Annotated in this window: 20 protein-coding genes; 6 read left to right on the top strand and 14 right to left on the bottom strand. The window is 68.4% G+C overall.

Annotation, left to right across the window (positions count from 1 at the left end; genetic code table 11):
• The 14 genes from J2S75_RS05910 to J2S75_RS05845 form a co-directional block, all read right to left on the bottom strand.
• Positions 1–2181: an FUSC family protein gene (locus J2S75_RS05910; RefSeq protein WP_307018887.1), complete on the bottom strand. Its 2181-nt coding sequence runs from the start codon at positions 2179–2181 to the stop codon at positions 1–3.
• Between the two features lie 102 nt (positions 2182–2283).
• Positions 2284–3273, bottom strand: coding sequence for a dihydroxyacetone kinase subunit DhaK (locus J2S75_RS05905; RefSeq protein ID WP_307018886.1), 990 nt, complete (start codon positions 3271–3273; stop codon positions 2284–2286).
• Positions 3274–3381: 108 nt separating this feature from the next.
• Positions 3382–3792, bottom strand: coding sequence for a hypothetical protein (locus J2S75_RS05900; protein WP_307018885.1), 411 nt, complete (start codon positions 3790–3792; stop codon positions 3382–3384).
• A 2-nt stretch (positions 3793–3794) separates the two neighbouring features.
• Positions 3795–5459 carry a putative PEP-binding protein gene (locus J2S75_RS05895; RefSeq protein ID WP_307018884.1) on the bottom strand — a complete coding sequence of 555 codons (1665 nt, stop codon included), beginning with the start codon at positions 5457–5459 and terminating at the stop codon, positions 3795–3797.
• Positions 5443–5790, bottom strand: a complete 348-nt coding sequence (locus J2S75_RS05890) for an HPr family phosphocarrier protein (protein WP_307018883.1) — start codon at positions 5788–5790, stop codon at positions 5443–5445. Before J2S75_RS05890 ends, J2S75_RS05895 begins: the two co-directional genes overlap by 17 nt.
• Positions 5790–6191, bottom strand: coding sequence for a dihydroxyacetone kinase phosphoryl donor subunit DhaM (gene dhaM / locus J2S75_RS05885; protein WP_307018882.1), 402 nt, complete (start codon positions 6189–6191; stop codon positions 5790–5792). Before dhaM ends, J2S75_RS05890 begins: the two co-directional genes overlap by 1 nt.
• Complete coding sequence (dhaL, locus tag J2S75_RS05880) at positions 6188–6802, bottom strand: dihydroxyacetone kinase subunit DhaL (RefSeq protein ID WP_307018881.1); 615 nt, start codon at positions 6800–6802, stop codon at positions 6188–6190. The genes dhaM and dhaL overlap by 4 nt, the downstream gene beginning before the upstream one ends.
• 24 nt (positions 6803–6826) lie before the next feature.
• On the bottom strand, positions 6827–8461 hold the full coding sequence (locus J2S75_RS05875) for a dihydroxyacetone kinase subunit DhaK (protein WP_307018880.1): 1635 nt from the start codon (positions 8459–8461) through the stop codon (positions 6827–6829).
• Positions 8462–8530: 69 nt separating this feature from the next.
• Positions 8531–9547: an ABC transporter ATP-binding protein gene (locus tag J2S75_RS05870; RefSeq protein WP_307018879.1), complete on the bottom strand. Its 1017-nt coding sequence runs from the start codon at positions 9545–9547 to the stop codon at positions 8531–8533.
• Complete coding sequence (locus J2S75_RS05865; RefSeq protein WP_307018878.1) at positions 9540–10652, bottom strand: ABC transporter ATP-binding protein; 1113 nt, start codon at positions 10650–10652, stop codon at positions 9540–9542. The genes J2S75_RS05870 and J2S75_RS05865 overlap by 8 nt, the downstream gene beginning before the upstream one ends.
• Before the next feature lie 4 nt (positions 10653–10656).
• On the bottom strand, positions 10657–10878 hold the full coding sequence (locus J2S75_RS05860) for a hypothetical protein (RefSeq protein ID WP_307018877.1): 222 nt from the start codon (positions 10876–10878) through the stop codon (positions 10657–10659).
• Complete coding sequence (locus J2S75_RS05855; RefSeq protein WP_307018876.1) at positions 10875–11828, bottom strand: carbohydrate ABC transporter permease; 954 nt, start codon at positions 11826–11828, stop codon at positions 10875–10877. The genes J2S75_RS05860 and J2S75_RS05855 overlap by 4 nt, the downstream gene beginning before the upstream one ends.
• Positions 11825–12793, bottom strand: a complete 969-nt coding sequence (locus J2S75_RS05850; protein ID WP_307018875.1) for a carbohydrate ABC transporter permease — start codon at positions 12791–12793, stop codon at positions 11825–11827. Before J2S75_RS05850 ends, J2S75_RS05855 begins: the two co-directional genes overlap by 4 nt.
• 214 nt (positions 12794–13007) lie before the next feature.
• Entirely contained in the window at positions 13008–14279 is a 1272-nt protein-coding gene (locus J2S75_RS05845) for an ABC transporter substrate-binding protein (protein ID WP_370874096.1), read from the bottom strand.
• Positions 14280–14792: 513 nt separating this feature from the next.
• Here J2S75_RS05845 and glpD point away from each other — a divergent pair.
• The 6 genes from glpD to J2S75_RS05815 are packed head-to-tail and all read left to right on the top strand — an operon-like array spanning position 14793 to position 20613.
• The gene (gene glpD, locus J2S75_RS05840) at positions 14793–16343 is read left to right on the top strand and encodes a glycerol-3-phosphate dehydrogenase (protein WP_307018874.1); all 1551 of its coding nucleotides are present in this window, start codon (positions 14793–14795) and stop codon (positions 16341–16343) included.
• A complete protein-coding gene (locus J2S75_RS05835; RefSeq protein WP_307018873.1) occupies positions 16340–17449 on the top strand; it encodes an ABC transporter ATP-binding protein in 1110 nt (369 codons plus the stop codon). Before glpD ends, J2S75_RS05835 begins: the two co-directional genes overlap by 4 nt.
• A gap of 11 nt (positions 17450–17460) precedes the next feature.
• Positions 17461–18564 carry an ABC transporter ATP-binding protein gene (locus J2S75_RS05830; protein ID WP_307018872.1) on the top strand — a complete coding sequence of 368 codons (1104 nt, stop codon included), beginning with the start codon at positions 17461–17463 and terminating at the stop codon, positions 18562–18564.
• Positions 18564–19466, top strand: coding sequence for a carbohydrate ABC transporter permease (locus tag J2S75_RS05825; RefSeq protein ID WP_307018871.1), 903 nt, complete (start codon positions 18564–18566; stop codon positions 19464–19466). The genes J2S75_RS05830 and J2S75_RS05825 overlap by 1 nt, the downstream gene beginning before the upstream one ends.
• On the top strand, positions 19463–20284 hold the full coding sequence (locus J2S75_RS05820) for a carbohydrate ABC transporter permease (protein ID WP_307018870.1): 822 nt from the start codon (positions 19463–19465) through the stop codon (positions 20282–20284). Before J2S75_RS05825 ends, J2S75_RS05820 begins: the two co-directional genes overlap by 4 nt.
• 11 nt (positions 20285–20295) lie before the next feature.
• On the top strand, positions 20296–20613 hold the full coding sequence (locus J2S75_RS05815; protein WP_307018869.1) for a DUF2160 domain-containing protein: 318 nt from the start codon (positions 20296–20298) through the stop codon (positions 20611–20613).
• Positions 20614–20617 lie beyond the last annotated feature (4 nt).

Raw genomic sequence — 20617 nt, 5'->3', positions numbered from 1 at the left:
TCAGCCCTCCCCGAAGGCGTGCAGCAGATAGGCGCGGTCGATGTCGAAACGGTCGACGATGAAGCGCAGCGACGCCCCCGCGCGCAGGTTCAGCCCCGCCGCCTTCGAGCCGGCCGGCAGAGCGAGCCCGGCCAGCCCCGCCTGCGTCGCTTGCGCCAGCGCCTCCGCCGCCGCCACACGCGCCGGCAGCGCGCTCCCCGCCTCGGGAAAGCCGGCGAGTTCGGCGGCGAAGCGGTCGAGGAAGAGCGCGATCAGGGCGCGCGTTTCCTCCGCCAGTTCCGGCGCACCCAGCAGCCGGCGCAGGCGGCCGAGCTCCAGCGCGGTCGAGGCCGCGCCCAGCGTGCCGCGCAGATATTCGTCCTCCCCCGGCCGGGCGAGGGCGAGGCGCGGCAGCAGATCGGCCAGCGCGCCGACGATCTCGCGCAGGATCGCCCGCTCGTGCCGCACGCCGCGCGCCGCCTGCGGCAGGCGGGCACCGAGCGTCGTGTTCCACAGCTGCCGGCGCGAGGCGCGCGAGGTGATGGGAAACAGGTTCAGCAGCACCAGCGCCGCCCCCATGCCGAACAGTGTGGCAAGGGACGCATTGAGGAAACCCGCCTCGTCCGGGCGGAACACATTGCCGGTGCCGAGCTCGGCGACGAAATAGGCGCCGAAGGCCGTGCCCGCCAAGGCGAGCGCCGGCGTTCCCGCCATCAGCCCGGCCGGGAACAGCACCAGCATCAGGAACAGCGCCAGCGCCTCGAACCCCTCGATGCGCGGCAGCACGAACACCATGGCGCCATAGGCCGCCGCCATGCCGAGCCCGGCGCAGATGAGGAAGGACAGGCCCAGCGCCCCCGGCCGGTCCTGGTTGACGGCGAAGAACAGCAGCACGGCGAGGCCGGCGGCGGCGTTGAAGCCGCTGGTCCATTCCGTCGCCGCCCAGAAGCCGCACATCGCCAGCAAGAGCAGCCCCGCGCGCAGCCCGGCCAGCCGCGCCTCCCAGCGCTGCGCCGGCGCCATCACCGGCGGCGGGCGCGCGGTCTTGGGCGCCGCCAGGGTCGCGAGGCCGCGCAGGGCGAGCGGGCCCGTGGGGCGCAGGCTCGCCGCCTGGCTCACCATCACCATGGAAAGCCCGTGCAGCAGATCGCCGGCGCGCCGCAGGATCAGCACGCCATTGGCGAGCGCCAGGAACGGCACCTGTCCGGCCATGGCCTCCAGCTCGGCGCCGGCGGCGTTGAGCGCGACACGGGCGGCAAGCAGCTGCGCGCGCACGCGTCGTGTGTCGGTGAAGGCGGAAGGGTCGGCCGCCAGCCGCTCCAGCAGCGCCGCCACATCCGCCATGGCCGGGCGCAGCCGGTCGGCCACCGGCCCCGCCCCTTCCACCGCGAATTCGTCGAGCCGCAGATAGAGCCCGCGCGCCACCGCCAGCACGCGCAGGAACTCGCGCGTCATCCGGCGCAGGCCGGCATCGCTGGCGCGCATTTCCGGCGCCTCGAACAGGGTGTAGGAGCGCAGCGCATCGAACTTCACCACCGCTTCCACCATCTCGCGGCGCAGCGGCGCGAAGGCGGTGATGGGGGTGACCGGCTGCAGCGCCACCGCGCCATAGTGGCACAGCCGGCCGAACAGCACCGCCAGCTGGCCGCGCAGCACGTCGCCGGCATAGACCGGAAACACCAGCACGCTCATCGCCGTGACGAAGACAATGCCGAGGATGATTTCCGCCGTGCGGTCAACGGCAAGGTGCCAGGCATCCGCCGGCGCGGAGGCCCCTCCCAGCCCCACCAGCAGCGCGGTGTAGCCGGCGAGCAGGAAGCTGTAGGAGGTGTAGTTGCGCGAAAGCCCCGCCTGGGTGAAGCAGAAGCCGAGCCACAGCGCGAGCGAGCCGACCAGCGGCAGCGGCGCCTGCGACCATAGGGTGAGAATCACCAGTCCCGCCGCCGCGCCCAGCAGCGTGCCGGCGACGCGGAAGGCGCCCTTGGCCACGGCGGCGCCGGCGGTGGGCTGCGCCAGCAGATAGACGGTGAGCGCCGCCCATTGCGGGTCGTCCAGCTGAAGCCAATAGGCGGCGGCCAGCGCCATTACCGCCGCCGCCGCGGTGCGCAGCGAAAACACGATATTGCGCCAGCCGAGATCCACCGGCACGGCGGCGCGCAGCCATGTCCACACATCCGGGAAGGCGGTGCCGGCAGGGGTCATGGCGCTCCAACGCGTCGGGGGAAACACCGGCGAGCCGGCGCGGGGCGCGCCCGAAACCGCGGCGACCCTACCAACATGCCGCCCGGACGCGCAATGGCGGGCTTACCACACCAGCGCGGCCGTGCGCACAGGGGCGCACCACAGCGCGAATTCGGCCGGGGTAAGCAGCGCCAGCGTCAGCGAGAGCCCCGCCATGTCGAGCGAGGTGACGAAGGTGCCGACCAGCGCCCGCGCCGGGACGAGGCCCCGCTCGCCCAGCACGGCACGGGCGAGCGCATGGGCGCGGTTGAGCTCGATCGGCGGCGTGCCGCCAAAGCCGTTGACGATCAGCAGCGGGTGCGCCTCGGCGAGATGGGGAAGCTGCGCCAGCACCGGCTCGCACAGCAGGCGCACGATCTCTTCCGCCCCGGCGCGGCGGGTGCGGTAGAGTCCCGGCTCGCCATGAATGCCGACGCCGATCTCCATCTCGTCCGGCCCGAGGGCGAAGGTGTCGCGCGCCGTATCCGGCAGCGAAACCCCGCGCAGGGCGACGCCCATGCTGCGCAGCCGGCCCGACAGCCCGTCGCCAAGCGCCTTGAGTCCGGCGAGATCCGTGCCCTGCTCGGCCGCCGCGCCGAGAATCTTCTCCACTACCACCGTGCCGGCCACGCCGCGCCGGCCACGGCTGCGGACGGAAGGCCCGGTGGCGGCGTCGTCCTCGACAATCACCGTCTCCACATGATGGCGCCCGGCGGCCATTTCCGCCGCCATCTCGAAATTCATCACATCGCCATCATAGTTCTTCACCACCAGCAGGCAGCCGGCGCCGGTGTCGGTCTCGTCCATGGCGGCGAGAATCTGGTCGGGCGTCGGCGAGGTGAAGACATGGCCGGTGCAGGCCGCGTCCAGCATGCCGGCGCCGATGAAGCCGCAATGCAGCGGCTCGTGGCCCGCCCCGCCGCCGGAGATCACCGCCACCTTGCCGGGCGTGAGCCGGCGGCGGCGCACGAATTTGCCCTCAAGGCCGAAGGCGACGAGATCCTCATGCGCGGCGACGAAGCCGGCGAGGCTGTCCGCCACCAGCGTCTGCGCCGTGCTAGGACGCCGCGTCATCGCGCCCTCGCGCCTTCCGGCGCGCCATGTGCCGCCTCTGCCGCCCGCTGCCGCACCGGCTCAGCCCGCCCGCTGCGGGCCGCGCGCGCGGCCCGTCTTCGCCTGCATTCACTCGCTCCCATTCACCAGCACCGCCATCTTAGCCACGAAGTCGGCGACGGCATCGTCGAAGCTGCGATTCTTCCGGTCATCGCCGAAATCCGGCACCATCAGCGCCAGCGTCCGCATGGAGGAGCCCCCGCCCACCTCAGGCAGGCGGCCGGGATGGGCGGCCTGATAGGCGGCAAGGAAGCGCTCCTGCTCCGCCGGGCTGAAATGGCACACCCGCAGGATGGTCGGCAGATGCCGGGCCGGCAAGGGCGTGTCATAGGCCGGGCTGGTCACCTGGGTGACGAAGCTTCGGTGCTTGCCCAGCGCCGCCGCCAGACGCTGGCGCGTGCCGGAGGGCCGGTTGTCGAGAATGCCGGACAAGAGGGTCTTGTAGGCGATCACCGCCTCGTCGCTGGTCTCGCGCGCCATGGCTAGCCCCGCCCCGGCGGGGAATTGGGCGCGGCGCCCGCCAGCGCCGCGCGCACCGCCTCGATCTGGCCGGGCGGCACGGAAAGCCCGTCGAAGCCCAGCGCCCGCAGCCGGCCCGCCGCCTCGGGCCGGGCCGCGAGATCGCCGCACAGCGACACCGGCCGGCCCAGCGCCCGGGCACTCGCGCAGATATGGTCCAGCAACCGGAACATCGCCGTTTCCGCTCCCGCACAGAGCGGCGCCACCGCCGGATTGTCGCGCGCCGCCGCTGCGAGATACTGCATCAGGTCATTAGTGCCCACGGAAAAGAACGCCGCCTGCGGGAACAGGTCCAGCGTCAGCGCCGCCGCCGGCACCTCCACCATGATGCCGAGCGGCGGCAGACGGGCCTCCACCCCTTGCCGCGCCAGCCGGGCGGCTTCCTCCTCGAACAGAAGCGCCATCGCCTCAAGCTCCGCCGGCACCGTCACCATGGGCAGCAGCACGGAGAGCGGCCCCAGCGCCGCCGCCCGCATCAGCGCCCGCGCCTGGATGCGGGCGAGATCGGGATGCGCGAGCAGAAAGCGCACCCCGCGCAGGCCGAGCACGGCGGCGGGGTCGCCTTCGGCAAGGCCGGGAAGCGCCTTGTCGCCGCCGAGATCGAGCAGGCGCAGCGTCACCGGCTTGCCGCCGAGCGCCGCAAGGAGGCGGCGATAGACGGCGAGATGCCGCTCCTCGCTCAGCGCCTCGGCGGCGTGGGTGAAGAGGAACTCGGTCCGCACCAGCCCGACGCCGTCCACGTGTGCGGGATCGAACCCGTCGAGATCGGCCAGCGTGTCGATAGTGGCGAACAGGCCGGGTCCACCGACAGCGGGGGCAAGGGATGCCGGGAAAGCGACCGGCGCGCGGGCGGGGGCTGAAGAGGGGGGCGAAGGTGGGGCGGGTGCCGTCGCCATCTCCCCGCCGTCCGGGTGGAGGCAGGCCGTGCCCCGCGTGCCGTCCACCAGCAGCGGATCGCCCGCATCCCCCGGCACGGCGCCGAGGCCGACCACCATCGGCACGCCGCGCGCCCGGGCCAGCAGGGCGACATGGCTCGCCGCGCTGCCGGCGCCGAGCGCGATGGCGCCGCCCGCCGACCAGTCATGGGCGAGGAAGACGCTGGGCGGCATGTCGCGCCCGACATAGACCGCGCCGGGGGGAAAGTCGGCCCGGGTGCGGCCGGCGAGCGCGTCGAGCACGCGGTGCTGCAGGTCCCTCAGGTCGGCGGCGCGCAGCGCGAAGGGATCGGGCTCGGCCTCTTCGTCCTCATCGGCCTCACTGTCGGTCTCACTGGCGGTCTCACCGGCCTCACCGGTCACCTCATCGATCCGCTCATTCATCGCCGCGGCAAAGGCCAGGGCCGCGCCTTCCCCGCGTTCGATACGGGCCAGAGCGGGGGCGAGCAGCTCGCCATCGAGCAGGAGTTCGATCTGGAAATCGAGGATTCCCGCGCTTTCGGCATCGGCCTTGGCGGCGAGCGCGCGCAATTCGGCAATGGCGCGCTCCACCGCCGCCGTCAGCGCCGCGCGCGGCTCGCCCCCGCTTCCGGCCGGCCCGGCGGCCTCCGCCGGCTCGCCCGCGCGGTAGAGCGGGCCGACCGCCCGGCCGGGCGAAGCGGGCTGGCCGCGCTGCTCACACCGGGCGGCCATCGGCGCGCCCGGGCTTGCGGTCCTCGTCGAAATTGCGCCGCACCAGCTCGCTCAGCGCCGCCACCGCCTCCTGCGCCCGCGCCCCCTCGGCGCGAATTCTCATTTTGGTTCCGCGCCTTATGCGGGCACCGATGATCTTGACGATGCTCTTGCCATTCAGCCAGTCGGCCGATCCGTCGAGCGCCACTTCCACCGTGCAGGGAAAGCTCTTGGCCAGCCGGGTGAAGGCGACGGAGGGGCGGGCGTGCAGCCCGACTCCGTGCGTGACCTCGACTTCAGCCTGGCAGCGATGAGCGGAAGGCCGCCCGATAAGGGGGAGAGGTTCGGCCATCACGCGGACAGCTCTTCCGCCGTTGCGACCACCCGGGCCAGCGGCGACCCGCCGGAGGCTTCCGCCGCGGCCACCACCGCGCCTTCCACCAGCGGCGCGTTGCAGATGGCGACCTTGGCGGCGCGCGCCGGCTCCAGCATCTCCACCGCCATCTCGCTATTGGTCTCCGCCCCGCCGAGATCGACAAAGATGGCCACCCCGGCTTCCGACCACGCCGCCTCGATAGCGACCAGGATACCGTCAACATGCGTTCCCAGACCGCCCTCGCCATTGCCGCCGGTCCAGGCGAGAGGCACGCATCCCCCCACCATCTGACGCACCATGTCGGCGGCTCCCTGGGCGACCAGAGGCGAATGCGACACGATCACGATGCCCACATTGGCGCCGCGCGCGGGGGTCATGATGGGGTATGCTCCTGAAAATACTGGCAGATTGTCATGGCAAGCAGGGCACAGCTGGACGCACCGGGGTCCTCGTGACCGACGGAGCGTGCGCCGAGATAGGACGCCCGGCCGCGCCGCGCCAGCATCATTTCCGTCGCCTGCGCGGCCGTGCGGGCGCAGGCGGCGATGCGGTCGGGCGCGGCGTGGCGCGCGATCTCCGCCTGCACGGGGTAGAGCACGTCGAGCAGCGTCTTGTCGCCGGGCCCGGAACGGCCGCGCCGGGCCACCGCCGCGATCGCCCGTGCCAGGCTGGCGGCGAAATCGGCCCGACCGCCCTCATCGGCCAGGCCCCGGCCCAGTTCCATCAGCAGCGTCCCGTAGAGGGGGCCGGCGGCGCCACCGATCGTCATCACCAGCACCAGCCCGATCCGCTCCAGCGCCGCTGGCAGCGGCAGGGAAGCGATGTCCGCCCGCTCGCGGTACACCGCCTCAAGGCCCCGCTTCATGTTCGCGCCGTGATCGCCATCGCCGATGGCGCTGTCGAGCCGGCCGAGATGCTCGCAATGCCGCTCGATCTGCGCGCGGCACAGCGAAATGAGCTGGGAGAGATCGCAAGCGTCGAGCGGCATCGTTCTCGTCCCTCGCCGGGTTCTTCAGCCGCCTGCGGCCAGCGCCTCGAACACCCGTGCCACCGCCACCGCGCCGGGATCGGGCGATCCTTCCAGCTCCCGCGCGGCGATATAGGCCGCGCGCCCGGCCCGCGCCCGCGCCATCGTCCGCGTCGCTTCCGCTCCAGCCGTCGCAGCGGCGGCGGCGGCGGTGAGATCGCCGGCGGCCAGCGCTTTCAGCGCGGGATCGAGCGCATCGATCATGGTGCGGTCTCCGGGTACCGCTCCGCCGTAGAAGACCACGCGGTCAAGGCCGGCGAGCAGGGCGGCAGCGAGATTCTGTCCCTCTGCGCGCGCCTGACCGGCGGCGGTGAAGAAGATGGACAGCAGGACACCGCTCGATCCGCCCATGGCGGTGCCGAGCCCTGCGCCAATGGCCTTCAGCGTGGCAGCCGCATCGGCCAATGGCAGATGAGGAAGAGCGTTCAGAACGAAGCGGGCGCCGGTCGCGACGGTGCTCCCGGTGTCGCCGTCGCCGGCGCGGGCGTCGAGCCGGTTCAACTCCTCCTCCAGCCCGATCAGCGTCGTGCAGACGCTGCGGATAACCGCCTCGGTGGCCGCGTCGGCGCTGGCGGCAACGTCCGTCGCGCGCGGCGCGGTCGGCGCCGCCTCAATCGCCACCATGCCAGGAGGCACCGCCGGCCGCCACGCCAGCGGCTCGGCCGCTGCGGTCAGCGCCGCCTCGCGCGCCGGGTCGAGCTTGAGGTAGGACAGCGAAAAGCCATTCATGTTCAAGGCGGTCATCAGCGGCGCCGGCCCGATGACCAGCTTCACCCCGCGCCCCAGATCGGAGGCCAGCAGAGCCTCGGCGATCAGGCTCATCTCCAGAGGCGGCACCGAACCGAGATTGTTGATCAGCAGCGCATAGGCAGCTGCGGGATCGAGGCGGGCGCCGAGGCGTTCGTGCATCAGCCCGACGATATCGCTTGCCGGAAGAAGCGGAATCCGCTCCACGCCCGGCTCGCCATGGATGCCGAGGCCGAGTTCCCCCTCCTCAGCCCCCAGCCGCCCCTCGAAAGGCTGGCCGGGTATCGAGCAGGAGGACAGAGAGACGCCGAGCGAGGCGATGTCGGCCGCTGCGGCTCGGGCGGCGGTCGCAACGGTCGCGAGGTCCGCGCCGGTCTCGGCGAGATGGCCGGCGATCTTGTGCACGAACAGCGTGCCGGCCACCCCGCGCGGCTGCGGAATGTCCGGCAAGGCGATATCGTCGGCCACGATGGCCATCTCGACCTTGTAGCCTTCGGTGCGGGCGCGTTCGGCGGCGAGGCCGAAATTCAACCGGTCCCCCGTGTAGTTCTTGACGACGAGGAGGCAGCCCGGCGCGCCGGTGACGGCGCGGATAGCGGTCAGCACCGCCTCCACACTGGGTGAAGCGAAGATTTCGCCGGAGACGGCGGCGGTGAGCAGCCCGCGGCCGACGAAGCCGGCATGCGACGGCTCGTGTCCCGCGCCGCCGCCGGAGATGACGGCAACCCTGGACTTGTCCCAGTCCGCGCGCAGCACGACCTTGATGTCGGGATAGGTGTCGAGCCGGGCCAGCCGACCGGGGGGCGTCGTGCGCAGAAGCCCGTCCAGCGCCTCGGTGACGATGCTATCCCGCCGGTTGAAGAAATGTTTCATGGCCGTCTTCCCTTCGTTCGACGCGGCCTCCGGCACGGCTGCCTTCCGCCCTCAACGCACCTTGTCTGCTTAGATAAGCCTTTGGCCATCCTGGCCAAAATAGAGTGGATTCTTCAAGGTCAGGCTGACGCAGTCGCCGGGTGCCACCGCCATATCGGGATCGGCGAGGGTGACCAGCTTGTGCTCGCCAAGGCGGATATGCAGGTGGTTCTGGTCGCCAAGATGCTCGATCCAGTCCACCCGCGCATTGCCGCCCTCTCCGGGCAAGAGAACGATGTGCTCCGTCCGCGCGCCGATGGTGCGGGTGCCGGGCGGTATCGGCACATCCGGCACGAGGCCGACGGGGAGAAGATTGATATGCGGCTGCCCGAGCCGGGCCGCGACATGGAGATTGGCCGGGCTGGCATAGATCTCGCGCGGCGTGCCGATCTGTACCAGCCGCCCCTCGGCGAGAATGCCGATGCGGTCCGCCATCGTCATGGCCTCGATCTGGTCGTGGGTGACATAGAGCAGCGTCGCGCCGAGGTCCTTCTGGATTCGCTTCAGTTCCAGCCGCAATTCGCCGCGCAGCTTGGCGTCCAGCGAGGAAAGCGGCTCGTCCATGAGGTAGATGGACGGCCGGCGCACCAGCGCCCGGCCGATCGCCACGCGCTGCATCTCACCGCCGGAGAGGCGGGTGGAGCGGTTCTCCAGCTTGTGGTCGATGCGGACCATCTTCGCCACCTCCCGCACCCGCGCGTCGATGGCAGCGCCGTCCATGCGCCGTGCCGGGGACCGCAGCGGAAAGGCCAGGTTCTCGTAGACGGTGAGATGGGGATAGAGCGAATATTGCTGAAAGACGAAAGCGACGTCGCGGCTTGCCGGCGCGAGCCCCGCCATGGGCCGCCCGCCGATGCTCACCGTTCCGGCATCGGGCGTCTCCAGCCCGGCGATGAGGCGCAGCGTCGTCGTCTTTCCCGCGCCGGTGGGGCCGAGGAGGACGACGAATTCGCCGTCGGCGATATGCAGGTCGATACCGTCCACCGCCCGCTTGGCCCCGCCCTTGCCGAAACTCTTGGTGATGCCCTTGAGCGTCACGTCAGCCATGGCGGGCCTCCTGGCGCAACGCGCCCTCGTGCAGGGCGGAAGGAATGACGCGGCCGGAACCGGCATCGAAAAGCGACAGCCGATCGCTCTTGAAGGTGAGACCCACCGGCTCGCCGATGCGGTAGCTCTGTTCGGCGGCAAGCCGGGCGCGCACCAGCCCGCCCTCCGTCTCCACCGTCACAATCTGGTTGGTGCCGAGATATTCGCTGCCATAGATCGCGCCGCGCAGCGGCGAGGCATCCGAGAAGCGCACATGCTCGGGACGCACACCCAGCGCCAACGGGCCGGGTGGAACATCCGCGCGCAGCTCCGGCATCGCCACCTCCGCCGCGCCGATGCGCGCCATGCGCGCGCCCCGCGCCAGCCCGCCGGTGAAGCGGATGAAGTTCATCGGCGGCGAGCCGATGAAGTCGGCGACATACATGGAGGCGGGCCGGTCGTAGATTTCCTGTGGCGTGCCGAACTGCTCGATCACGCCGTGGTTCATCACCGCGATCTTGTCGGCCATCGCCATGGCCTCGATCTGGTCATGGGTGACATAGACCGTGGTCGCGTGGATGCGGTTGTGCAACTCGCGCAGCTCGCGCACCATCACCTCGCGGAACTCGGCGTCGAGCGTGCCGAGCGGCTCGTCCATGAGGAAGCACATCGGGCGGCGGACGATGGCCCGCCCAAGCGCCACGCGCTGGCGATCGCCGCCGGCGAGCCCGGAAACGGGCCGGTCGAGAATGTGATCGATCTGCAGCAGGCGCGCCGTTTCCTCGACGCGCGCCTTGATCTCCGCCTTCGCCACGCCCTGCGCGAGCAGTGGGAAGCCGATATTCTTGCGCACATTCATATGCGGGTAGAGCGCGAAGAGCTGGAACACGAAGGCGATGTCGCGCTCGCTGGCGCGCTTGTAGGTGACGTCTTCTCCGCCCAGGCGGATGGTCCCTCCCGTCGGCAGCTCCAGCCCCGCAATCATGCGCAGCGTGGTCGTCTTGCCGCAGCCGGATGGCCCGAGCAGGGCCAGGAACTCGCCATTTTCGACGGTGAAACTCGAGTCCTGCACGGCGACGAACTCGCCGAAGGCCTTGCGCAGGTTCTCGACCCTGATCTCGGCCATGCGCCTACTCCGGAAATTTGGACACGATCATGAACATGAACGTGCCGGCGAGGAGGGTGACGAGGGAATAGGTGTAGAGCACCAGCGCGAAGGGCTGGAACAGCATGAGGAAGCCAAGGCCGATGACGGTGACGGCGACCGCCTCCATCGGCCCGCGGCGCAGGAAGAAGGGGCGGGAGGGCTTCGCCGAAGCGGCTGCGTGCGGGGGGAGAACAGGCTCGCTCATTTGCGTACCGCCCCGAAAGTGATGCCGCGGAGCAGCTGCTTGCGCAGCAGAATGGTGAAGACGAGGATCGGCACCAGGAAGATGGTGGTGCCCGCCGCCACCGCCGGCCAGTCCTGTCCACCCTCGCCGATGATGGTGGGGATGAAGGGCGGCGCGGTCTGGGCGCTGCCGGAGGTGAGCAGCGAGGCGAAGGCGTATTCGTTCCAGGCGAAGATCAGGCAGAAGATCGCGGTAGCCGCGATACCGGTGGTCGCCTGCGGCAGCACCACCTTGCGGAAAGCCTGCAGCCGCGAATAGCCGTCGATCATCGCCGCCTCTTCATATTCGCGCGGGATCTCGTCGATGAAGCCCTTGAGCAGCCACACGGCCAGCGAGACGTTGACCGCCGTGTAGAGCAGCATCATCCCCAGCGCGGTGTCGGAAAGGCCAAGCTGCCGGTACATGAGGTAGATGGGGATCGCCACCGCGATGGGCGGCATCATCCGGGTGGAGAGGATGAAGAACAGCAGATCATCCGCCAGCGGCACCTTGAAGCGCGAGAAGCCATAGGCCGCCAGCGTGCCGAACCCGACCGCCAGGAAGGTGGAGCCGAAGGCGATGATCAGCGAATTGGTAAAGCGCGGCAGGAAGTTGGACGGACCGGCGATCACCATGTTGCGCTCGCGCGTGACCGCGTCGCACATACCCTCCGGCGGCGGAAGGGACGCGATGTATTCCGGGGTCTGCCGCGTGCGCGTGGTGAAGAGGTTGCAGTAGCCTTCCAGCGACGGCGTGAACAGGATCTTCGGCGGATAGGAAATCGAGTCCGGCGGGGACTTGATCGAGGTGAGGAAGATCCACACCAGCGGGATCATGGTGATGACCGCATAGAGAATGACCAGCGTCGCGGCGATGCGCTTGGAACGGGCGCTCGGCTCGACGACCGAATGGGCGGTGTTTGCCGAGCTCATCGCTGTTTCACCCTGTTGAGCGCCTTGACGTAAATGTTGGCGAGGCCGAACACGGCGACGAAGAGAACGATGGCGAAGGCCGACGAGCGCCCGGTCGCCCACGCCTCGAAGGCGTCGCGCTTGAGCGCGATGGAGGCAACCTCGGTGGTCGAGCCAGGCCCGCCGCCGGTGAGCAGGTTGACCATGTCGAACATCTTGAAGTTCTCGATGCCACGGAACAGCACCGCCAGCATGATGAAGGGCAGCGCCATCGGCACGGTGATCGACCAGAACTGCCGCCAGTTCGACGCGCGATCGACTTCGGCCGCTTCATAGATGTAGTCGGGAATGGAGCGCAGTCCGGCGAGGCAGATCAGCATCACATAGGGCGTCCACATCCAGGTATCGACGATGATGATCGCCCAGGGCGCCAGGCTCACGCTGCCGAGCATCTGGATCTCGGAGGTCGGGATACCGGTGAGGAACGAAACGGCATAGGCGAACAGGCCGATCTGCGGCTCATAGAGGAACCGCCAGAAATTGCCGACCACGGCGGGCGAGAGCATCATCGGAATGAGGATGAGCGTCGTCCAGAACGCATGCCCCCGGAACTTGCGGTCGATGAGATAGGCCAGCGCGAAGCCGATCACCGTCTGAAGAAGGATGGTCCAGAACACGAAATGCGCCGTGGTCTGCATCGAGGCCCAGATATCGGGATCGTTCAGCACCCGCGAATAATTGCCGAGGCCGACATTCTTGACCTCCGCATTGGGGCGGTTGGCGCGGTAATTGGTGAAGGACAGGTAGATCGCCCAGAACAGCGGGAAGATGTTGATCGCGAGCAGCAGCGCGATGGTGGGCGCGATGAACAGCCAGGCAATCGCCTTGTCGGAAAGCGCCCGCACCCGCCTCGCGAGTGGTTCCGGGGTTGCCCGCACGGCCGCCTCGGCGGCCTTGTCGGCATAGGTGTGTGGGGATGTCGTCACGCGCGCCCTCGCTGGCGTCGGCGGAAAAGGGGCGATCCGGTGGGGTCTCGGAAGGAGCCGGATCGCCCGCGGGAGGAAGCGGAGCCTACTCCCTCTCCCCGCCGGGGAGAGGATGGGGCGAGGGATGCGGGGCGCTCGACGCGCAGGTCGCCCCCTCACCGACCCGCTTGGCGGGCCCCTCTCCCGTTCGGGAGAGGATCAGATGGTGGCAGTCTCAGATCTTGCCGTCTTCCTTGAAGATCTCGGTCCAGTCCTTCTCAAGCCCGTCGAGCGCTTCCTTTGCCGTGCCCTTGCCGGCGACGACATAGTCATGCACCCGCTTCTGCATCGCCTGCAGCAGCTCGGCGTAAGACGGCTCGGCCCAGAAATCCTTCACGATCGCCATCGATTCCAGGAAGGCCGGCGCATAGGGCTGACTGGTCTTGAAGTCGGGCGCGTCGACCACCGCCTTCAGGCAGGAATAGCCGCCGAGCTGCCACCACTTGGCCTGCACCTGCGGCTGGGCGAACCATTTGATGTACTGGAGGGCGGCGTCGCGCTTGTCCGAGTAGGACACCACCGAGATGCCCTGCCCGCCGAGCTGGGCGTAATGATACTTCTCCGCCGGATTGGGGAAGAAGCCGATGCGGTCGCCACCGACCTTCTCGTCCTTGTAGAGGCCAGGCCAGGTGAAGGCGAAGTTCATCTGCATCGCCACCTGCCCGGATTTGAAGGCGTCGGCCGATTCCACCATATAGACGTTCGACGCACCGGGCGGGGTGCAGCAATCGTAAAGCGCCTTGTAGAATTCGAGGCCCTTGATGGCGTCCGGCGAGTTCACATAGCCCTGCATGTCATAGGGCTTCTTGGGGTTGTCATACATGAAACCCCAATCGTACAGGACGTTGGTCACGCCCATGGTGATGCCTTCCGAGCCGCGCTCGGTGTAGATCGAGGCGCCATAGACCGTCTTGCCGTCGATCTGCCGCTTCTGGAAGAACTCGGCGATCTGCTTGAGCTGGTCATAGGTCTTCGGCGCGTCGAGGTCCCAGCCGTATTTTGCCTTGAACTCCTTCTGGATCTCCGGGCGCTGGAACCAGTCCTTGCGGTAGGTCCAGCCCACCACGTCGCCCATCGCCGGCAGGGCCCAGTAGTTCGGCGTGTTCTTCGGCCATTCGGAATAGCCGACGACCGTCGCGGGAACGAAGTCATCCATCTTGATGCCTTCCTTCGCGAAGAAGTCGTTCAGCTTCACATAATGCCCGTTCTCCGCCGCCCCGCCGACCCACTGGCTGTCGCCGATGATGAGGTCGCACAGCTTGCCGCGCGAATTCAGTTCATTGAGGAAGCGGTCGGCATAGCTGGTCCAGGGGACGAACTCGAACTTCATGTCGATGCCGGTCTTGGCGGTGAAGTCCTTGGACAGCTCCACCAGCGCATTGGCCGGGTCCCAGGCCGCCCAGCACAGCGTGAGCTGCTCGGCCTTCGCCGCCTGCGGCACGGACATCAGCGCGCAAACGGCCGTCGCCCCCAAAAGGGGTATCCACTGCTTCAGCATGCTCTCCTCCCAGAGAACGAGGGGCTTTCTGCCCCTTTCATGGCTCACCGTGGCGCAAGACGCGCCGGAACGATTTAGCTTTGTGTTTAGTTATGCGCCGATAACTCAACATGACAAGAGCAAATCGTTGCTGCAGCGCAGCGGTGCCGGGGGACCGCACGCCCGCCGTCGCCGGCACGGCCCGGCCTCGCTTACGATTTGGGGAAATGCGCTCCCACAGTCCGATAGACGCCTCACGGCCGAGCCGTCGCGCCGGCGCCGGTGCGCAGCGTCGCCGGGGGCGACGGGCGGCGCGGCTGGCATGCCAGCAACCTGCCACGGAATTGCTGCAATGCACCCAATCGAAGGTTCGCTTCTTTCGATTTGACGCTATTGCGACCAAAAACACTTTCGTATAGCGTCGATATGAAGATAAAAACGAAAGCGCTACTGACCTAAAGCAGCGCATCGGGAGACACGCCTTTGAACGCTCGAACTCGGGACGAGATTTACGACCTTGCGATCATTGGCGGGGGCGTGAATGGCTGCGGCATCGCCCGCGATGCCGCCGGGCGCGGGGTCTCCGTCGTCCTGCTGGAACAGGGCGATTTCGCCGGCGCGACCTCTTCTGCCTCCACCAAGCTGATCCATGGTGGGCTGCGCTATCTCGAACATTACGAGTTCCGGCTGGTGCATGAGGCGCTGGCCGAACGCGAAGTGCTGTGGGCGATTGCCCCGCACATTATCTGGCCGCTGCGCTTCGTGCTTCCGCACCACGCCGGCCTGCGCCCCGCCTGGCTGCTCCGGCTTGGGCTGTTCCTCTACGACCATCTCGGCGGGCGCAAGCTTCTGCCGGCCACGCGTTCGCTCGATCTGGCGCGCGACCCTGCCGGCCGGCCGCTGCGCGAGGGTTATCGCCGCGCCTTCGAATATTCCGACTGCTGGGTGGAGGACAGCCGGCTGGTGGTGCTGAACGCACTCGACGCGGCCGAGCGCGGCGCCGACATACGCCGGAGCACCCGCGTCGTCTCCGCCAGCCGAGAGCCGGAATTCTGGCGCATCGAGTTCGAGGAGGGCGGCGCACGCCAGGTGGTCAATGCGCGCGCGCTGGTCAATGCCGCCGGCCCCTGGGTGCATGACGTGCTGGCGCATGTGCTGCGTGCCAATTCGCCCGCCAATGTCCGCCTCGTGCAGGGCAGCCACATCGTCGTGCCCCGGCTCTACGACCATGACCGGGCCTACATTTTCCAGAATGCGGACGGTCGTATCATCTTCGCCATTCCCTATGAGCAGGACTTCACCCTCATCGGCACCACCGACCGCGACTTCGGCAGCACGCCGAGCCGGCCGGTGGCGAGCGAGGAGGAGATCGCCTATCTCTGCGCCGCTGCGAGCGAGTATTTCAGCCGCCCGGTAACGCCTGGCGACGTGGTCTGGACCTATTCCGGCGTCCGACCGCTTTATGACGACGGCGCCTCCAAGGCGCAGGAAGCCACGCGCGATTATGTGCTGGAACTGGACGACCAGGACGGACGGGTGCCGGTTCTCTCCGTCTTCGGCGGCAAGATCACTACCTATCGCCGCCTCGCCGAGCACGCCATCGAAAAGCTGATCCCCTATCTGCCGGCTGCCTCCAAGACATCCTGGACCGGCACCGCACCGCTGCCGGGCGGGGATTTCGGCGTGCATGACCAGCCGCGCATCGTCGCCCAGATCCTGCGCGCGCACCCCTGGCTCGATGAACGCCTCGCCCGCCGGCTGGTCGTCGCCTATGGTACGCGCGCCATGCGGATCCTCGACGGCGCCCGGTCGGCCGGCGATCTCGGGCGCGTGTTCGGCGCCGACCTGACCGAGGCGGAGGTCCGCTACCTGATGCGGGAGGAGTGGGCACGTACCGCCGAGGATGTGCTATGGCGGCGTTCAAAGCTGGGCCTGCGCTTCTCCGCTGAGGAGACGGCCGCGCTCGATGCCTTCATGGCCGAAAGCGGGGTGAGTGTCGCGGCGCCGGCCTCGCTGCGGGGGATTGCGCAATGACACTCGAACTCGCCCATGTCTCGCGCAGCGTGCGCGGCGTTCGCTTCATTCGCGACGTGTCGCTGCGGCTGGAGCGCGGCAGCCTGAACGTGCTGCTCGGGGCCACCCTCGCGGGCAAGACCAGCCTCATGCGGCTGATGGCCGGCCTCGACGCCCCGACCTCCGGCCGGGTGCTGGTGGACGGACGCGACGTCACCGGCCTGTCGGTGAAGAAGCGCAGCGTCGCCATGGTCTACCAGCAATTCATCAATTACCCCGCGCTTACCGTCTATGAGAACATCGCCTCGCCACTGCGGGTGGCCGGACTGCCGCGCGCGGAGATCGAGGAGCGCGTGCTCTCGGCGGCGAAGCTGCTGAAGCTCGACCCCTATCTCCAGCGCACGCCACTGGCGCTCTCGGGCGGCCAACAGCAGCGCACGGCCATCGCCCGGGCACTGGTGAAGCGCGCGGATCTCGTGCTGCTCGACGAGCCGCTGGCCAATCTCGACTATAAGCTGCGCGAGGAACTGCGCGAAGAGCTGCCGCGCATCTTCGCTTCGACCGGCGCCGTGTTCGTCTACGCCACCACCGAACCGACCGAGGCCCTGCTGCTCGGCGGGCACACCGCCACGCTGCTGGAAGGCGCAATGACCCAGTTCGGCCCCACCGCCGAGGTCTACCGCCGCCCCGCCAATCTCGCCACGGCGCGCGTCTTTTCCGATCCGCCGCTCAATGCACTGCGCGTGACCAAGCAGGGGCACACGGTGCTGATGGAGAACGGCACCGTGCTGCCGGCACATGGGCCGCTGGCGCACGTCCCGAACGGCGCCTACACGATCGGCGTGCGCGCCCACCATCTCGAAGTGGAGGATGTCGCCACCGCCGAGCGTATCGCTGGGGAAGGGCTGATCCGGCTCGGTGCCACCATCGCGGTGACCGAGGTTACTGGGTCGGAGAGTTTCCTGCACATGGATATGGGCGCGGAACGCCTCACCGCGCTGGTTCCCGGCGTGCGACGCCTGGAGCCCGACGCGCCGGTGGAAGTGCTGATCGACCCCCGCCACATTCTGCTGTTCGACGCCGAGGGCCGGAGCGTCGCGCCCGTCCGCGATGCGGCGGCGGCCTGAGGGAGAGCATCATGGCAAGCATCACCCTCGACGGTCTCGCCCATGCCTACCGGCCCGACCCGCGCGGCCCGCAGGACTACGCGCTGAAAGAGATCAACCATGTGTGGCGGCAAGGCGGCGCCTATGCGCTGCTCGGGCCGTCGGGCTGCGGCAAGACCACGCTGCTCAACATCATCTCCGGCCTCGTCATCCCGACCCGCGGGCGCATCCTGTTCGACGACCGCGACGTCACGCGGCTGCCGACCGAGGCGCGCAACATCGCCCAGGTTTTCCAGTTCCCCGTCGTCTACGACACGATGACGGTGCGCGAGAACCTCGCCTTCCCGCTGAAGAACCGCAAAATGCCGCGCGAGGCGATTGCCCGCCGCGTCGAGGAGATCGCGAGCCGGCTCGACATGAGCTCGGTGCTCGACCGCAAGGCGTCCAACCTCACCGCCGACGCCAAGCAGAAGATTTCGCTCGGGCGCGGGCTGGTGCGCGAGGATGTCGCCGCCATCCTGTTCGACGAGCCCCTCACCGTCATCGACCCGCATCTCAAATGGCAGTTGCGCTCGTCGCTGAAGGAGCTCCACCGCGCGCTCGACCTGACCATGATCTATGTGACGCATGACCAGACGGAGGCGCTGACCTTCGCTGACACCGTCGTCGTCATGCATGACGGCGCAGTGGTGCAGACCGGCACGCCGGAAGAGCTGTTCGAGCGCCCCGCCCACACCTTCGTCGGCCATTTCATCGGCTCGCCGGGCATGAATGTGCTGCCGGCAAAGGTCGAGGGCCGCACCGCCCATGTGGGTGGCGTCGCCATCGCGCTGGAACGGGCCTATCCCGCCCTGCCGGCGGGGGAACGGATCGAACTCGGCGTGCGGCCTGAATTCGCCACGCTGGCCAAGCCGGGCCACGGCCTGCCGGTGAAGGTGACGCGTATCGAGGATATCGGGCGCGCCCGCATCGCCCGCATCGAGATATCAGGCAACCCGGCGGCAGCCATGGTCCCGGAGGAATTGTCGCTCGACGGCGATAGCGCCGGCCTGACACTCGATTCCCGGCAGATCCACATCTACGCCGATGGCGTGCTGGTGCCCGGCGAGCCCGCCGGCCGCGAGGGAGTTGCGTGATGGACAAGCCCGTCAACAACCGCGCCTGGCTGCTGGTCGCCCCGGTTTTCCTCATCGTCGCCTTCTCGGCCATCCTGCCGATCATGACGGTGGTGAACTATTCGGTGCAGGACACCTTCGGCAACAACCAGTTCTTCTGGAACGGTCTTGGCTGGTTCCAGGAACTGCTGGATCCCTCGACCGAGCTCGGCGGGCGCTTCCTCGACGCGCTGTGGCGAAACCTGCTGTTCTCCGCCATTATCCTTGCCATCGAGGTGCCGCTCGGCATCCTCGTCGCGCTGTCCATGCCGCGTGAGGGCTGGAAGGTGGCCGCCACGCTGGTCATCATGGCGCTGCCGCTGCTGATCCCGTGGAACGTGGTGGGCACCATCTGGCAGGTGTTCGCGCGCGGCGATATCGGCCTCGCGGGCTGGGCGATCAACGCTCTCGGCATCGACTACAACTATACGGGCGACCCGCTCGCGGCCTGGATCACCATCGTGGTGATGGATGTGTGGCACTGGACCAGCCTGGTCGCGCTCCTGTGCTATGCCGGCCTCAAGTCGATCCCCGACGCCTATTACCAGGCCGCGCGGATCGATGGCGCCTCGCGCTGGGCGATCTTCACCACCATCCAATTGCCGAAGATGAAGCGGGTGCTGTTGATCGCGGTTCTGCTGCGCTTCATGGACAGCTTCATGATCTACACGGAGCCCTTCGTGCTCACCGGCGGCGGGCCTGGCAACGCCACCACCTTCCTGTCCATCGACCTCGTGAAGATCGCTCTCGGCCAGTTCGATCTCGGCAAGGCGGCGGCGATGAGCCTCGTCTACAACCTCATCGTGCTTGCCCTGTGCTGGGTCTTCTACACCGTGATGACGCATGCCGGGACCGAGCGCCGGCAGGAGGAGAACCCGGCATGAGCGCCTCGTCCCACGCCTCCTCGCGCGGCGGCACCCTTGTCATGGTGCTGTATCTCGCCTTCCTGATCCTGCCGATCTACTGGCTCGTGAATATGAGCCTGAAGACGAATTTCGAGATCAATTCCGGCGTCACACTGTGGCCGAACGAGATCACGTTCGAGCACTATATCAAGATCTTCACCGACTCGAGCTGGTACTCCGGCTACATCAATTCGCTGACCTATGTGGCGCTGAATACCGTGATCTCGATCACGCTGGCGCTGCCGGCGGCCTATGCCTTCTCGCGCTACAGCTTCGTCGGCGAGAAGCACCTTTTCTTCTGGCTGCTGTCAAACCGCATGGCCCCGCCGGCCGTGTTCGCTCTGCCCTTCTTCAATCTCTATTCGGCCATCGGCCTGTTCGACACGCCCTGGGCCGTGGCGCTGGCGCACTGCCTGTTCAATGTGCCGCTCGCCGTGTGGATTCTCGAAGGCTTCATGTCCGGCGTGCCGCGCGAGATCGACGAGACGGCGGCCATCGACGGCTATTCCTTCCCGCGCTTCTTCGTGAAGATCTTCATGCCCCTGATCGCGAGCGGCATCGGCGTCGCAGCCTTCTTCTGCTTCATGTTCTCCTGGGTAGAACTGCTGCTGGCGCGCACGCTGACCGCCACCAACGCCAAGCCGATCGCGGTGACGATGACCCGCACCGTCTCGGCCGCCGGCATGGATTGGGGCCTGCTCGCCGCCGCCGGCGTGCTCACCATCATCCCCGGCGCGCTCGTCATCTGGTTCGTGCGCAACTACATCGCCAAGGGCTTCGCCCTCGGGCGGGTGTGAGGAAGGACGGCATGGAAAACGCTTCGTCGCCCTTCATGGAACGGCTCGCCGAGAACACGGCCTGGATGGCGTGGACCTGGCCTACGGCGGCCTTCTTCGCCACCATCGCCGCCCTGCTTGCCGTCTTCACCGTTCTCGCCCTGTGGCGGCCGGAGCGCGCGCGTGTCGGCGTGCTCGGCATTCCGACCACGCGCGGCGACCGGCTGTTCATCACGCTGCTCGGCAGCGCCTTTATCAACCTCGCCTGGCTCGCCCTGGTGGGACCCAATCTCGGCTGGGCGCTCGCGCTCTGCCTTGTCTACGCGCTGGCGGTGTTCCGCCTCGTGTGAAGTC

Origin of the sequence: Ancylobacter polymorphus (assembly GCF_030813495.1) — a bacterium.
GTDB lineage: Bacteria > Pseudomonadota > Alphaproteobacteria > Rhizobiales > Xanthobacteraceae > Ancylobacter > Ancylobacter polymorphus.
This window is presented reverse-complemented; position numbering and strand designations above follow the sequence as displayed.